This window comes from Ralstonia mannitolilytica (genome assembly GCF_000954135.1).
Taxonomy (GTDB): Bacteria; Pseudomonadota; Gammaproteobacteria; order Burkholderiales; family Burkholderiaceae; genus Ralstonia; species Ralstonia mannitolilytica.
The window spans coordinates 3126933-3142543 of record NZ_CP010799.1; the positions used below are offsets into that span (position 1 = coordinate 3126933).

Genomic DNA, 15611 nt, shown 5'->3' on the forward strand with positions numbered 1-15611 from the left:
GTTCGGTGCATCCCCGGTTTCATCCCCTCACTGCAACATAAACGTCTCGTACTCCAACCGCCCAAGCTTCCGATCCAGCATCACCAGGCTCGCCATCACCACCAGCAGCAGCGACACGGCAAACCCATACCCGTACCAGGCCGGCCCAAGCTGGAGTGTGATCCACGTCAGCACGCCGTTGAGCACGACAAACGCCGCGGTCAGGGCGAGCACGACGCGCCGCCGGTCGAGGTAGAAGAAGATGTTCACCACGCCGAGAAAGACGACCTGCAAGCTCGCGGCAATGGTGTCGACATACAGCAGCGGCAGGTACAGCTCCGAAATCTGCAGCACGCGCAGCACCGACGCGCCCACCGCAAACAGCACCAGCGCGGCCATGGCCTGGATCTTCACGATCTCGTACAGGCCCGCGCGGATGGTCTGCACCATCGTGTTGCGCATGTCTTCGATGTGCTCCAGCGATGCCCCGCCCCGCACGGCGTCGTAGAACGCGTCGTAGTACTCGACGAAGTCCGTCTCGATGCGCACGAGGAACACCGCCATGCCGGGAATGATGCCGAGGTACGCCAGGAACACCGGAATGTCATAGATGACCGACGCATTCAGCGGGCCGATCACCTGCTGCCCCGTGCCCGGCGCATACCAGAACATGAACTTGTCGAGCCAGATGCCGAGGTTGTACAGCAACCCGATCAGCATGAGCGACGGGTACGCGAACCGCCGATCGAACACCTCGAACGACAGGAAGCGCCGGCCGCTGAAATTGCGGTAGATGAGCGCGGCCATGCCGATCAGCAGGCACAGTTGCCCCGTGACGAAGCCCAGCAGCAGCCCTTCCAGCCCCAGCCGGTTGAACAGCAGCGCCAGCAGCACCGTGAGCGTGTAGCCGAGCAGGAAGATCCAGACGATCGCCTTGTACTGCTTCATGCCCGACAGGAAGATCACCGCGATCCAGATGTTGGCCATGACCACGAAACCGGCCAGCATCAGCAGCCGGTAGATGGCCGACTGCTGCGCAAACGCAAACAGGATCACCAACAGCCCAAGCCCGCCCGCGACCAGCGTCATCACCAGCGACACGGCGTGGTAGTTCGGCAGGATCAGGTCGTCGCGCTTCTCGAACAGCCGGTCGGACGTGAAGCGCGTGAAGGCAAGCTGCAGCGGCCCGGTCAGGATCAGGCTCACCGCAATCAGGTACGTGACCGACACCTGGAACTGCGTGATGAGCGAGCCCGGAATCACGAACGGCAGGCTGAGAATACCGATCAGCAAGATTCCGACGATGGACAGGATCCACGGCCCGGAACTGATGATGCCGGCGTAAGTGTAGGCGCGCAGCAGCCCGAGCAGGCTGTCGCGCTTGAGCATCTTGCGCAGTTCGAAACCAATGCCGGCCATCAGCGGGCTCCCTCGTGCGGCTTGTTCTGCCGGGCGTGGTGCGGGCACGCCGCCGCGGCAGCAGAAGCGGCCTTGGCACCCGTGTCTGCGGTGTGGTCCGGCAGCGTGCGCAGGTGGTCGTACAGCGCGCGGTAGGCCCCCACCATCATCTCTTGCGTGTAATAACGCTCGACGCGGGCGATGCCGGCGGCTTGCGCCTGCTGCCAGCGCGTTTCGTCGCGCAGCAGCGTCAGCACTTCAGCGGCCAATGCGGCGGGGTCGGCAATGCGGACGACCGCGCCGGCGGCACCCAGGGCTGCGTCTTCGCCATCGAGGCCGAACAGCAATTGCCGGCACGACCCGACATCCGTCGTCACGGCCGGCACGCCCGCGGCAAAACCCTCGAGCACCACCAGGGGCAGCGCCTCGCTGATGGAGCTCAGCACCAGTACGCCGACCTTGGGCAGGATGTCGTCGATCTTCTGGAAGCCCAGGAACTTGATGCGATCGCCCAGGCCCAGGCTTTCGGCCAGGCTGTGGCATTCCTGTGCGTATTCCGGGTCTTCGTCTTCGGGGCCGGCGATCCAGCCTTCGGCATCGGGCATCTCGCGCGTGATGGTGAGCATCGCGCGAATGAAGGTCTTCACGTCCTTGATGGGCACCACCCGGCCGATCAGGCACATCACAGGCGGCACGTTTGCCGGGCGCTTCTCGCGCAGCGCGGCCAGGCGCGGCAGGTTGATGCCGTTCGGGATGCTGCGCGTCTTCTCTTCCGGCGCGCCGTCGAGCACCTGACGCCGGCGGTTGCCTTCATACAGCGCGACGATCTCTTCGGCGGCGTCGTAGCAGACGCGGCCCATGGTCTCGAAAAAGCGCACCCAGAGGTCGCGGAAATAGCTGATCTGCGCGATGTCCTTTTCGAAGATGCTGCGGTTGTCGCGGATCCACTGGCTCTGGAACAGGTCGATCTTGCGTTCCTTGGTGTAGATACCGTGCTCCGACACCAGCAGCGGACGCCCGCGCCGGTAGCGCAGCAGCGCGCCCAGGAAGCCCGCATAGCCGGTGGAAACGGTGTGGAACACCTTCACCGGGATGAGGTTCTCGGCAATGCGCACGAGCTGCCACAGCGGCTTGTGCATGATCCGCACGGTCCAGAAGTAATCGGTGAACGACGGGTCGGTGCAGTAGCGCCGGTAGTAGTCCGTCATCATGTCCCAGGCGCGGTGGCTGTAGAGGAACTGCTCCTCGGCAAGCGGTCCGCCGTCGCGCAGGTCGGCGATGGAGGCACGGATCAGCTCGGCCGTCTCTTCCCTGTGCGCGGCAGTGGTGGCGTGGCGCAAGGCATCGTGCAGCTTGCGCGAGCGCTCGAAGGCAGCGGCATCGCCGCCGCTGGCCTGTACCAGCGGCGGCGGCGGGAAGTCGTACAGGTAGTGGCACTCGAGGTGCACCACGTTGTCGGGAAGGGCGTAGACGGGCTTGCCGTAATCCTCGCGGCGGCTGCCGATGAAGACAACGGCGAAGCGGATGTCTGGAAATGCCCGGATCATCTGGTTGACCCAGCTCGACACCCCGCCGCTGACGTAGGGGAACGTCCCTTCGAGCAGGAGCGCAACGTCGGCGGACTGGGCGCGTGGGAATTGGTCGTCGCTCATGATGTCCAGTAGCGCAACAGCGGGCGCAGCAACGGCAGCGGCGACCGGCTGGAGAATTGCGCCAGCGCCGCGCGCGCGCCCGCGTAATCGCGGCGCAGGTAGCAGGCCTCGGCCAGGGGCGGCAGCAGGCGGTCGCGCGGGAAGCCGAGCGCCTCGGCGCGGCGCAGGTGAGCCTCGGCCACGTCCGGCTCGCGGCGCGACAGTGCCAGCCGGCCGCGCATGTACCACAGCGCGGCGTTGTCGGGCTGGATGTCGAGCGCGGCGCTGGCGTAGCGCTCGACCTGCTCGGCGGTATAGCGGTACACGTCGCCCTGCACGAGGTTCTGGTAGATCAGCTCCCAGTACAGGTCAGCGAGGCGCTTGTTGATCTCGTAGCGGGCCTCGGGCGTGGCGGCCTCTTCCAGGCGCGGCAGCTCGGTCAGGATTTTCTGCGTGAGCACCTTCTCGGCGTTGTCGAGCATGCCGTAGGCCAGCAGGCGGATGTCGTCCACGGGGTCGGCCAGCAGGTCGCGCAGCACGGGGCTGGCGGTGCGCGTGGGCATCGACTGCATGGCCACCAGCGCGGTCATGCGGCTCTGCACCGGTGCGCGTGCGTTGCCGAGCTGGGCGCGCAGCCGGGCCCCGCCGCCGTGCGTCACGCGCGAGACCAGGTGCGCCACGAAAACGGGCAGCCCCACCTCGGCGATGTCCTTGTCGTCTTCGGGCCGAGGGAACAGCTTGCCCAACAGCAGGCCGCCCAGCACGACCACGCCACCGCCCACCGGCACGAAGAAGGACAGGGCCGCCAGGTAGCCGTACGTCCAGACGAACGGCACGCGATAGCGGCGCGGCAGCAGGCGCCAGGCAGCCAGCCCGATCAGCGCCGCCGCCCCCGCCTGCAGCACCAGGCACGACAGCAGCAGCGCGAGGCTGTTGCCGGCACGCAGTGCCATGGTGACTGCGGCGATCTGCGCCGCGATCCCGCCGAGCGTGAGCTTGAACATGTCGATGTGCCCCTTGGCTCAGCCGTCGAGGTGGCAGCGCGTGAGGAAGCGCTGCAGCGCTTCGCCCGGGTGCTCGCCGGTCACATGCAGCGTCTGCACGCTCACATGCGCGCCTTCGAAATCCACGCCGAACTGCGCGCGCAGGCTGTCTTCGATGCGCACCAGGTACGCCGACACGGCGCCCGCGCCAGACAGCGGCATCAGCGTGATGATGGCGCGGCGCGCCTTGCCGCTGGCCTGCCACACGACATCCAGCGCGCGGCGGCTGCGCACGACGCTCTCGAACAAGGCATCGCTGGCTTCGTCCTGGTCAAAGATGAGCGCCACCACCGACGAATCGATGCCGGTATCGCGATGCAGCCGCGCCAGGCGGCCGAGGTCGAGCGCAAACTCGTACGGCGCATCGGGCACGAGGTCGAGAATCTCCGAGCTGACGGTGAGGTGGCGCACGCCATCGGCGTAATAGCCGAGCAGCACCATCAGGAACTGCAGGTTCTCGTACGACAGCGAGAGGAACGGCATCTGCTGCACGACCACAACGCCGATCAGCTCGTCGGCGCCCGAGAGCACGGGCGCGCACGCCACATAACGCGAGCTGCCTTCGTGGCGCAGTTCGGGCGCCTGCGGATGCGCCAGCGTATGCGTCTCGATGCAGTGGCGGATCAGCGGGTCGTCCGCCACGATCTCGAATGGTGCACCCACGCGCGCCACCGGTTCGGCCTCGATGCGGTTGCCTGTCACGCGCGCCATGGCGGCAACCTCCAGCTGGCAGGCCTGCGCCGTCCATTGCAGGAACGCCACGGCACCGGGCAGTTGCGCGACATCGGCCTGCGCTGTGCCGTCGCCATGCTCGCGCGCGGCCAATGCGATGTTGCGCAGGTGCGTGAGCGTGTCGCGCAGCGTGGTGGGCTTGGCCAGCAAATCGTTTTCCAGGCGCTCGTGCGACAGGCGCAGCAGGAAGTGGTTCTTCGTGAGCGCGGCTAGCCGGTCGTTGAGATAACCGTTGACGGTGCGTGCGCGCGAAAGCCGCGCGCCCCAGATGTCGCCAAACTGCCCGCCGATGAGCACCAACATCAGCCCGCCCAGGAAGTACATCCGCGGGAAGCCGCTGGCAGCGGCCGCGTGTCCGTAGAACAGCCACCATGCGCCCAGCACCACCAGCGCGGCCATCGCGCCGAGCAGCGTGCCGTAGCGCAGCGCCAGGATGAGCCGCACCAGCCACATCCACGGAAAACCGTAGCCGAGCAGCAAGGGATTGTCCGGAACGAACAGCCAGACCAGGCCGATGGCCGCCACCGCGGCGCCCAGCGTTTCGAGCACGGCGGTCGGGCTCGAAGCCGCCGGTGCGATGAGCCGCCCATACCAGGTCGATGCGCCGATGCCCTGCGCGTTGCGGCGGCGCTCGTTGGACCCGACCTGACCGCGTGCCTGTTGTGCCGCTTCGGTCTTCATCAGCTCCGGCCCAGCGGCGACAGCAACTCGCGCAGCAGCTTCTGCGCCACGGCCGACACGGCGTCGCGGCTCCAGCCCGTGCGGCTGCCGGCGGCGCTCCAGATCACGTTGCCGCTCTGCACGTCGATCACCTGCAGCGTGATCCCCACTGCGGGCTCGCCGTCCACGCCGACCTTGTAGCGCCACTCGTCCACGGCGCCGGTCACGGCGTAGCGGGCCTTTTCGCCACGCGCCCATTCCAGCGCACGTGCCACGGCCTCGCGCTCGGCCGGCTCGAACAGGGACTCGCTATTCAGGCTGGCCGGATACTGCTTGAGGTTGGTGAAGCCGCGCGCCTTCAGCAGGCTGGCGACGATGGTCTCGGCGCGCAGCCCGGCCTGCGGCGTTTCGGTGTAGTTGGCGATGGGCAGCACGACCCACGCATCGGACGCGCTCGTCGCCGGCGCGCGCCCGCTGTCGACGACCGCGCAGGCCGACAGCGCGAGCGCCAGCCCGACGCCCGCAACCGCACCCAGCCAGCGGCGGCGGCCGGCCTTGATCTTGTTGAGCCAGGGTGTCATTGCTTTCTCCGTTGTGTGCTTCATGTCGTTCTTTCCCCGTATGCCTGTTCCTGTGTGTCAGTAAAGCCAGCGGTAGCGCAGCCCGATCTCCGTCATGGGCGACGTGCCCGCGCGCGTGATGGAGGCATGGCTGAACACCAGCGCCAGATGGTCGTTGCCGAAGACACTGCCGGCCACGCCGAGCTGCACCTGCGTCCCCCACCCTTCGCGATTGTCACGCAGCACCCCGACGTCCATGAACGGCCGCCACGCACGCGTATAGCGCTCAAGATAGTCGGTGCCAAACCCGAACAGCAGTCCGAATTGCGTGAACGAGCGCGGCATGAAGGCATCGGCCTCCAGCGTCGCCCCGCTCGGCAGCAGGCGTCCGAGCAGCGCGCTGGGCGTGCCCGAAGCGTTGTAGCGCGCGTGGGTGCCGACCACGCGGACGGTGTAGTCCGGATACTCCATGCGGAAGCGGTAACCGGCTTCGGCGTCGAAGACCATGCCACTGCCGAGGAACGAGCGATCCTGGCCGTAGAACCGGTTGCCCTCCACACGCGCGCGGATGTACTCGCGCTGCGTGAGGCGCCAGTTGCCGCCGATCGCCACCAGGTCTTTCACGCCGCCCACACGCAGTTGCGTGGTTTCGTTGGCGGGCTGGTTGCGGCCGGCCGACAGCTCGGTACCGAACGGTCCGGCCTGCCCGAGCAGCCCGTCCACCCGGAATGCATAGAACGAGGCCAGGCCCTGGCGCCAGCCGACCGTGCCCTTCCATTGCGTGTCTTGCGTCTGGTACTGCGAGATCCAGTCGACGCTGCGGTCCTGCGCCGGCACCCCGGTGAGCTGCGTGTCGTCGGTCGAGCGCTGGTTGCGCTGGGTCGCGCGCAGCAGCGCGCTGGCGTGGTCGGTCAGACGGATGCCGGCGGCCGCGCTCGTCTCGAAGTACGTGAGCGGCGCCTGCTTGAACCAGGTCTCGCGCGGCTCCAGCGCCTGCGCGTTGGTCAGCAGCGTTTCCCGCACCCGCTGGTGGAGCTGCTCGTCGTCGGGTGCCGTGGACAAGCCTTCGAACGACAGGCGCTGGGCCTCGCCCAGGCGGTCCGTCAGCACATTGGCGTCGATACGGTTGTACAGCGGGATGCGATCGGGCGTGTCGTCGAGCAGGCGATTGAGCGTCTGCAGATCGCGCTCGGCCAGCGCGATGGAGATTTCGGCATAGGCCGGGCGCGTCATGCGGCGGGCGTATTGCTGCAGCAGCCAGGCGCGGGCCAGATCGTTCGCTTCCTGTGACAGTGCCCAGCCCAGCGCGGCCTCCTTGGCGACGGCGGAAACGAGCTGGTCGCTCACGGGGTCGCGCTTGCGCTTGTCGGCCGGGCTTTCGGGCGGCTCGGGCGGCAGCGTATCGATGTCGCCCAGTTCGGATTGGGCCATGGCGGAGCGGCCGCCTTCGCGCGCCTGCTTCGTGGCGCGGCGATCGTCACGCAGCAACTCGATCAGCAGACGCTGCGACAGGTCGCCCGACGCGAACGTCTGGGCCAGCGCAACACGGCGCGCCCGCAGCTCGGTGCGTGCGTCCTGTTCCAGCGGCACGGCATCGTCCTCGCCCACCGTGACGCGCGTGCCCGTGCGGCGGGCGGCCGGCGCGGCGCCCGACGGCTTGGCGGCGCGCGCGCCATCCGCCTTCCACAGCAGCCACCATGCCTCGCGACGCAGGCCCCAGGCGGCATCGGCCTGACCGGCCATGTCGCGCGCGTCGGCATAGGCTAGCAGCCACAGCGGATCGGTCTGCATCGACCTGCCCTGGCGGCCCAGGAAATGCAGCGCAAGATTGGCATCGAACAGCTGCAGGCCGGCTGCCGCATAGGCGGCCCAGTAGGCGGAGTCGTTCTCGGCCTCGCCACGCCACCGCGCCAGGGCGCGCCTGAGCTCGCCGTTCTGGCCGGAATCCAGCAGGCTCCACAGGTAGGCGGCCTTCACGTCGCTGCCGGCGTCGGGCAGCGAAACACCGCGGCGCAGATCGCGCATGGCGGCATCCCAGCGGCCGCTCAGGCGGTAATACTCGGCGCGCGCTCCGAGCACCCCCGCGGACTGCTCGGCGGCGCGCCGCTGTTCCGGCCTGAGCGACGCCAGCAGCGCGTCGATGCGGCGGAACGCACGCGCCCGCGTGTAGTAGTAGATGGCCTGCTGCAGCTGGGTCATCGTGCCGTCCTTGCGGAAGGCGAGCTCGGCCAGACGGCCGGCGTCGATGGGGCTGCCGTCGTAGAAGTCGATCATCGTCGCCAGGTCATCCGGCTGCACGTTGCCGCCAATCAGCAGCTGGCGATAGGCCTCGCGCGAGAGGTCGTCGCGCTGGTTCAGTCGCGCGAGCTGGGCGAATGTGCGCCAGTAGAGATCGTCCGTCGGCGACGCCACGTTGCGCGCGGCCTGCATGGCGGCAAGCGCCTGCTCGAACCGCACCCGCACGTAGAGCAGGTTCGCGAGCTTGAGCGCATACCCGGCGTTGGGGCCGAATTCCTTCTGCAGGCGCACGTAGGCATCGTAGGCCACGTCGTCCTTGCCGGCGCGTTCGGCCAGCATGGCATAGCGCTCGAGCACAGCCTGGCGATGCGCGCCGCGCGCGATGCCGGTCAGATAGGCCAGCGCCTGCTCCGGCTCGCCCAAGCGCTCATACGCCGCGATGACCTGGTCGAGCAGCTTCATGTCGCCCGGCTGGCGGCTGGCCTCGTAACGCAGGGCGGCCAGATAGGCGTGGTCTTCATTGAGCGCCGGCGCCAGGCGCAGGACGTTCTGCCAGGCTGCATCGTCGCCGCTCGATTGCGCGTAGGCCAGCCAGTACTTGAGCGCCGCCATCGGCTGGCGATCCCATTCGGCCACCTGCGCGGCGCGCTCGGTCCAGATCTTCAGGTCGGGGCGCTGGCGCACGGCCGCTTCTGCCACGCGCAAGGCGTCGCGCAGGTTCCCGCTGCTCAGGAAGACGCGATACGCGAGGTCGTAATCGTCTGCATTGAAGGGGGCAATGCCACGTGCGATGGCCTCGCCCGCCGGACCGGCGCTCTCGGCCACGGTGCGGATGCGCGCGGCATGGCGCTGCGGATGCGAGAGGCCTTGCGGGCCATCCATGAACACCACGTCCGCCAGCGTCGGCAGCGGCTCCGGGCGGCCGGCAAACGTCCACTCGTGCGGCGCCGTGCCCGCCACCAGGGCGGGCTGCCCCTCTGCCCCGCGCCACGACAGATGCAGCAGGCGTCGCGCGTACTGGTCGGCCAGATCCGGCCGGTTGCAGGCCAGGGCCAGGCGCGTGAGAAAGCGCAGCGTTTCGGCATCGTCGAGCAGCGGACCTGCGCGCCGCTGCGCTTCGGCCATGGCGTCGTTGAGCAGGTTGCCGCCCTGCAGGGCCTGCAGGCCGGCGATGAAGTAGCGGCGCTGCGCGTCGATCGACTTGGCCTGGGCCTGCGCGGCAAAGTTGGCCTCCGCCGCGGCGCGATATTCGCCAACGCCGAGCGCGATCTCCGCCGTGCGCGCCTGCCATTGCGACGCGCGGGCGACGTCCTGCCTGGCGAGACGCTGATAGAACTGCACCGCGATCGCGCCCTGATCCAGCGCGCGAGCCTTGGCGGCGAGTACCTCCAGTTCCGGCGCCGTCCACTGGAACCCCTGTGCCTGCTTCAGGAGCCCGCGCAACGCATCGAGCATGGCAAGACGCTGCGGATCGTTCGGCTGCAGCGCATACGCACGCTGTTCGCGGATGGCGATCTCGAGCAAGAGCGCTTCGCGGTCGACCGATGCGTCGTGCAGCGCACGCATGCGGACGAGCATGGCTTCAGCCTCGTCCAGGCGCCCGGTGCGGACGTACTGCGCAGCCAGCACGCTCAGGAACTCGCCATCGTTCGGGCGGACACGCAGCCACGCTTCGAGATACGCCACCGACAGGGCATCGACCTTGCCGCCCTCCAGCAGGCGCGCCTCCAGCCGCTCGCGCGGGAACATCAGCGCGAGCGCCAGCCCGATCAGCGCACCGAGCGCACCGATCAGCCAGGGCGGCAGCAGCCGTTCACGGGGGGGCAGGTCAGCAGACCACATCGACGCGCTGATAAGTCACGGATTGGGCGGCGCCACCGGGCAAGTCGATGCGCAGGCTGTCACCCTGGCCACGGCCGGCGCGGGCGGGTGCGCCGTCGACCTTCACACGGCATGCACCGGCGTTGGCAACGCGCACGAACGGCTTGTAATAGCCCCCCCACCTCGAACGAGATGCCGTTGCCGGTGCGCTCGAACCTGCGCACAAACGCGGCGGCCTCGGCAATGTAAGGCAGGCGGGCGGGCTCGGCGGCGGACGTCATGGCAAAGCGCGCGGCACCGTCATCGAGGTGGATGTAGAGGCCGCCGGCGGCCTTGTCATAGCCCGTCACGCCGTGTGCGTCGGCCAGGCGCGGCGTGCCGGGCGCCATCCAGCGCAGCTCGCGCAGGTCACCGTTGCCGCGCACGACCCATTGGTCGCCGTCACGCGCGATCGCCATGTCGCGAAAGTCGAGCACCTTGGCGACGTACTCGGTGGTGTACAGGGGCAGCACGGGCTGCGACAACGCGTAGTCGTAGACCTTCTTCAAGGCCTTGAGCGACGCCAGCTTGGTGCCCGAATACATGTGGTAGTAGATGTTGATGGGCTTGAAGCGATACGGCGTATCGGTCATCTGCAGCGTTTCGATCAGCCGGTCGAAACCGTAGAAGGGACCGGTCCAGTCGTTCGTGTAAACGTTTTCGTTCTGGTTCGGCGCAAACACCTGGTAGGCCCCCGCGCCCTTGTCGATGCCGAGCGGCGCGATCTCCGTCCACGACGGAGAGCTGCGCGTGATGACGGTGTCGCCGCCGTTGATGTTGACCACGCCGGCCTGCCACGCCATGCGCACCGCCACGTCCGGCGGCTGGCAGTCGCCCGACCACTGCAGGATCTTCACGCGCTTGCCCGGCGGCGCAAGGCGTTCGTCGATGTAGCGGATGGAACCGGCAATCTCGCGCTCCAGGCTGAACTTGTAGCCCGGAATGGTCAGCGCGAAGGCCGTGTCGCCGCCGCCCGCATCCTTGCCCGGCCCCGCCGATGCAGCGCCCAGCACCGTGCGGCTCCAGTCGAACGGGTGCGAGTAGGTATGCGAGCCGAGCTCGACGTACGGTAGCGCGAACATCTTGCGCGCAACCGCCTCCAGGCGCGGCGAGAGCTTCGGATACAGGCCCGTGGAGCCGACCTCGCCTTCAATCACCGACAGCGTGGTCGGAATGCGGTACTTGTCCCAGATGTCCTGCAGCAGCACCTCGCCCGAATACTCCGGGCCAGGAAACTCGGCGCGCGAAGCAAACCCGTCGCCATCCACGTGAACGAGCATCAGCCGGCGGCCATTCTCGCTCGTCACGTCGGGGATGGGCATGTCGGGCAATGCCAGGGCGCGGCGCAAGAATTCGAGCGGCTGCACGATCCAGCGCGCCTGCTCGAGGGTGTCCATCGAAAACACCGCGTACGGGTTCAGCACATAACCGCCCCACTCGGTGACGGCCGCGGCATCGAACTCGAAATTGCCCGACTTCAGGCGCAACAGCGACTGCCCATGCGCGCCCACCTGGATCGGCTGAGCCTCGCGCCGCTCAGGGCGGGGGGCCATCTCGAAGCCGATCATCTTGTCTTGCGACACCACGGTCAGCGGGCCGGTGGCGCGCCCCGAGACAAGCTGCAGCTTGAGCAGGCTGGCCATGCCCGCATCGGCCGGCATGCCGAACTGGTTCATGAAGGCGATGCGCACGCCGTCTCGGATGCGCTGCCGCACCCATGACGTCAGCGCCCCCACCTGCTTGATCGGGCTCGTATTGACCCACACGACCACGCCAGCGTAGCGGTCGGGCGGCACGTCGGCGGGCAGCGGCTTGTTGATGTCGGCGTATTCGACGTCGTAGCCGAGGAAGTTGAGCGGCATGGCGACAAAGCGCACGCCCTCGCTCGTGTCGATCGTGTTGCGGGGGTCGCGCTCCTGCAGGATCAGCACCTTGCGCGGCAGTACCTCGATGCGGCCCACGCCAATGGTCGAAAGCTCCGGATCGGTCACATACGGAATCAAGCCCTGTGCCTTGATGCGCTGGGCCGTCTCGCGTGCGCAGGCGCGGTCGGCGGCGGGGCAATAGTCGATGGAGATGACCGGCAGGTGGTATTCGTCGCGGATCGTGCGCGCCTGGCCCATCAGCCATGCACGGTCGGCGTCGCTCACGTTCCTGTACTGCTTGGCGCCTTGATCCCACCCGCGATACAGCGACTCGAACGCCACGGCGTACGCCTGGCCATGCACCTGCGGAAGGATCTCGAAGCCGCGGTTGAAGATGAGCTTCGCCTCCGGATAGCGCGCCTTGATCGCGCGGATCGTGCGCACCATGCCGGCTTCCTGCGCAGCGCGTGCAGCATCGTCCTTGGCGACGAGCTGGTACGAATCGAGGGTATCGAGGAAGAAGCCCCGGTAACCCTTGTCCCACAGCGGCTTGATGACATGCTCGACATAGAACGCCGGCCACTCGGGCTGGGCCTGGTCGACCACGCGCGAAGCCCACGCGGCGTTGTCGCCCAGCAGCCAGGCCTTCGGCAATGCCTTGTACCACTGCCGCTGCGGCGTCACCTCGCCCACGCTGACATACGCGAACCACTGCGTGTGCGGTGTGTTCCAGCGGGAGGGGTCGAAGCCGTGGTCAGGCTCCACCACGACCACATCGAAGGCGCGCAGCTGCGCCACAGGCGGCTTGTCCCCGTAATACCACGCGATATTCGGCGAGGCGACCGCTGATGACGCAGCGCTGAGCGCACCGGAACCGGAAGTGGCGGTCGCTTGCTGCGCAATCGACACGCAAGGCGTCAGGCTGATCGCAGCCGCGCAAAGCACGGCCCACCGCTTGAGCATCCTTGTTGCATTCCCCCGTTTCCCCCCGGTGCGCCGTTGTAGACGGCTGAGAATCCCCATGAACTGCGACTCCGGTATGCAACTGTGTGCATCGGTTGGGCCGGTCTACGCCGGCACGGAAAATTGACGCTTATGGTTGCGCCTGCCGGAACATCTGCTGAGTTCTCGACCGCCAGCCCAAGATGCAGGCCCCGCAAGGCTTATCGAGACAGTATGTCCGAGAGCGCAAGTATCGCCGATGGTGCGGGCACCGGGCAAACCACTTTTTTGTTGACCGCACCCCCCTCTTTGACATAGACAATTGTTTGCATTGTCGCCAGCGCTGCATCGTTGGGAGCGGTTTGACAAACCAATCGGCGCTGCACCATGATGAGCCGGAGCCACATTCCGCCCGAGCGGGCCATGCTGCAGCGCCGCCCGCCCCCACATCATGTCTGCCTTCACGCTTGTTGCGCTGATGCTGATCAGCGCCTTCTTCTCTGCCTCCGAGATTGCCCTGACGGCCTCGCGCCGTACGCGCCTGCAAACCCTGGCCGACGACGGCGACAACCGCGCCCTGCGCGTGCTGCAGCTGAAGGACATGCCAGGAAACTTCTTTACAGTGGTGCAGATCGGCGTGAATGCCGTCGCCATCCTCGCCGGCATCATCGGTGACAGCCAGGTGTCCGCGCCGCTGGCGGCATGGCTGGGCGACTGGCTGCCGGCCGGGCGCGCCGAACGCATTGCCAACATTGCCGGCTTCATCATCGTCACGGGGCTGTTCATCCTGTTTGCCGACCTGCTGCCCAAGCGCCTGGCGGTGCTCTACCCCGAGCGCTGCGCCATGGGCATCATCGGTCCCATGCAGACATGCCTGCGGGTGCTGCGGCCCATCGTCTGGCTGTTTAACGGCACGGCCGACGTGTTCCTGAAGCTGTTGGGGGTGCCCACGCAGCGGGTGGAGCAGATCACCACGGAAGACATCACTGCCATGGTGGGCGCGGGGGCCGAGGCCGGCGTGCTGCGCAAGCACGAGCTTGCCGTGATCGAGAACGTGTTCGAGCTGGAGTCGCGCACCATCACCTCGGTGATGACGGTGCGCGACGAGGTCGTCTATTTCACGGTGGACGAGCCGCTGGAATCCATCAAGAAGAAGATCATCGCGCAGCCGCACGCGGAATACCTCGTCTGCCGCGACGATATCGATTCCGTGCTCGGCTTCATCGCGTCCAAGGACATCCTGCAGCAAATCCTCTCGGAAGAGTCGTCGGCCGTGATCCGCAACCTCGGCAAGCACTATGACAAGAACCTGCTGGTGCTGCCCGACACGCTGAACCTGTCGCAGGCGCTCACGCGCTTTCGCGAGATGCACGAGCGCTTTGGCGCGGTGGTGAACGAATACGGGCTGGTGGTGGGCGTGGTCACGCTCGATGACATCGTCGGCGCGGTGATGGGCGACATCCTCTACCTCGGCGAAGACGAACAGATCGTGCGCCGCGACGACGGCTCGTGCCTGATCGACGGCGTCACGCCGCTGGGCGACGTCAAGCGCGCGTTCGACCTGGACGACCTGCCCGGCGAACATCATGTCGAAACGCTTGCCGGGCTGGTCATCTATGCGCTCAAGCGCATTCCGAAGAAGAGCGAGACGGTCGACATCGGGCCGCTGCACATTGAAGTGCTCGACATCGACAACCACCGCATCGATCAGCTGCTCGTCTCGCGCCGCATCGACCCGCCCGCCGGCGCGGCGGCATCGGCATCGTGATCGGCAAACACCTCCTTGGCGGCAAACATGCCGTTGAGCGCCGCCGGAAAGCCGGCATATAGCGCCATCTGCAGGATCGTCTCGGTGATCTCATTTCGCGTGAGGCCCACGTTCAGCCCTGCCGCGATGTGCACCTTCAGCTGCGGCGTCGCGTTGCCCATCGCCGTGAGCGCGGCGATGGTGGCGATCTCGCGCTCGCGCAGCGTCAGGCCGGCACGGCTGTAGATGTCGCCAAAGCCGAATTCGACGATATAGCGGCCGAGATCGGGTGAGATGTCGGCCATGGCCTCGACCACGCGTTCGCCGGCCACATCATCGACCTCCTTGAGCTTTTGCCAGCCCCGGGCGTAGCGGTCGTTCTGCGGGTTGGCTTGGTGTGCGGCCTGCGGTGCGGCGTCTGCGATGCGGGTGATCGGGGTCATGCGCTTCCTCTCAATTGGCGTTTAGGTTGGCGAGATGGGGAAGGGGAGCCGCGCACATCATCCGCGCCTTCGATCCGGGCCCGGATGTCGTCGTAGACGACGAGCTTCGCGCGCAGCACGGCCAACGTTTCGGCCCGGGCACGCAGCTCCGCTTCCAGCGCCGCCGCATGCTCTTCCAGCAGGCGCCGGCGCGCCGACACACTCTCCAGGGTATCGCCCTGCCGCCGCAGCGCCGCGTACTGCCGCATCCGCGCAATCGGCATTCCGGTGTCGCGCAGGCGCAGCACGAACGCGAGCCACGACATGTCTTGCGCACGGAACACGCGATGGCCGTTATCGCGCCGCTGCACGGTGTCGAGCAGCCCGATGCGCTCGTAATAGCGCAGCGTGTGCGTCGACAGGCCCGTAGCCTCGGCAACTTGGGCGATGGTCAGGAAAGTGGTCATGAACGCAGCTTAGGAGTTAGAGCGCACTCTAAGTCAAGCCACTTTAGCGCGATTTTGCAGGCCGCCG

9 protein-coding genes and 1 pseudogene are annotated in these 15611 nt (G+C 67.3%); 1 reads left to right on the forward strand and 9 read right to left on the reverse strand.

The window, feature by feature from the left end:
- Nucleotides 1–27 precede the first annotated feature (27 nt).
- From pelG to TK49_RS14785, 7 genes and pseudogenes are all read right to left on the reverse strand, one after another.
- Nucleotides 28–1398, reverse strand: coding sequence for an exopolysaccharide Pel transporter PelG (pelG, locus tag TK49_RS14755; protein ID WP_045787375.1), 1371 nt, complete (start codon nt 1396–1398; stop codon nt 28–30).
- Entirely contained in the window at nt 1398–3029 is a 1632-nt protein-coding gene (pelF, locus tag TK49_RS14760) for a GT4 family glycosyltransferase PelF (RefSeq protein ID WP_045787376.1), read from the reverse strand. The genes pelG and pelF overlap by 1 nt, the downstream gene beginning before the upstream one ends.
- Nucleotides 3026–4012: a tetratricopeptide repeat protein gene (locus TK49_RS14765; RefSeq protein ID WP_045787377.1), complete on the reverse strand. Its 987-nt coding sequence runs from the start codon at nt 4010–4012 to the stop codon at nt 3026–3028. Before TK49_RS14765 ends, pelF begins: the two co-directional genes overlap by 4 nt.
- A gap of 18 nt (nt 4013–4030) precedes the next feature.
- Nucleotides 4031–5464, reverse strand: a complete 1434-nt coding sequence (locus TK49_RS14770; protein ID WP_045787378.1) for a PelD GGDEF domain-containing protein — start codon at nt 5462–5464, stop codon at nt 4031–4033.
- Nucleotides 5464–6024: a transporter gene (locus TK49_RS14775; RefSeq protein WP_045787379.1), complete on the reverse strand. Its 561-nt coding sequence runs from the start codon at nt 6022–6024 to the stop codon at nt 5464–5466. Before TK49_RS14775 ends, TK49_RS14770 begins: the two co-directional genes overlap by 1 nt.
- A gap of 57 nt (nt 6025–6081) precedes the next feature.
- Nucleotides 6082–10083, reverse strand: a complete 4002-nt coding sequence (locus TK49_RS14780; RefSeq protein ID WP_045787380.1) for a tetratricopeptide repeat protein — start codon at nt 10081–10083, stop codon at nt 6082–6084.
- Nucleotides 10070–12929: pseudogene (locus tag TK49_RS14785) on the reverse strand (bifunctional glycoside hydrolase/polysaccharide deacetylase family protein). Before TK49_RS14785 ends, TK49_RS14780 begins: the two are co-directional and overlap by 14 nt.
- Before the next feature lie 430 nt (nt 12930–13359).
- Between TK49_RS14785 and paeA the strand changes: the two are divergent.
- Nucleotides 13360–14676: a polyamine export protein PaeA gene (paeA, locus tag TK49_RS14790; protein ID WP_045787381.1), complete on the forward strand. Its 1317-nt coding sequence runs from the start codon at nt 13360–13362 to the stop codon at nt 14674–14676.
- Here paeA and TK49_RS14795 read toward each other — a convergent pair.
- Together TK49_RS14795 and TK49_RS14800 are read right to left on the reverse strand one after the other, a co-directional pair.
- Entirely contained in the window at nt 14616–15098 is a 483-nt protein-coding gene (locus TK49_RS14795; protein ID WP_045787382.1) for a carboxymuconolactone decarboxylase family protein, read from the reverse strand. The two genes, paeA and TK49_RS14795, sit on opposite strands and share 61 nt — an antisense overlap.
- The gene (locus TK49_RS14800; protein ID WP_045787383.1) at nt 15095–15544 is read right to left on the reverse strand and encodes a MerR family transcriptional regulator; all 450 of its coding nucleotides are present in this window, start codon (nt 15542–15544) and stop codon (nt 15095–15097) included. Before TK49_RS14800 ends, TK49_RS14795 begins: the two co-directional genes overlap by 4 nt.
- Nucleotides 15545–15611: the final 67 nt, after the last annotated feature.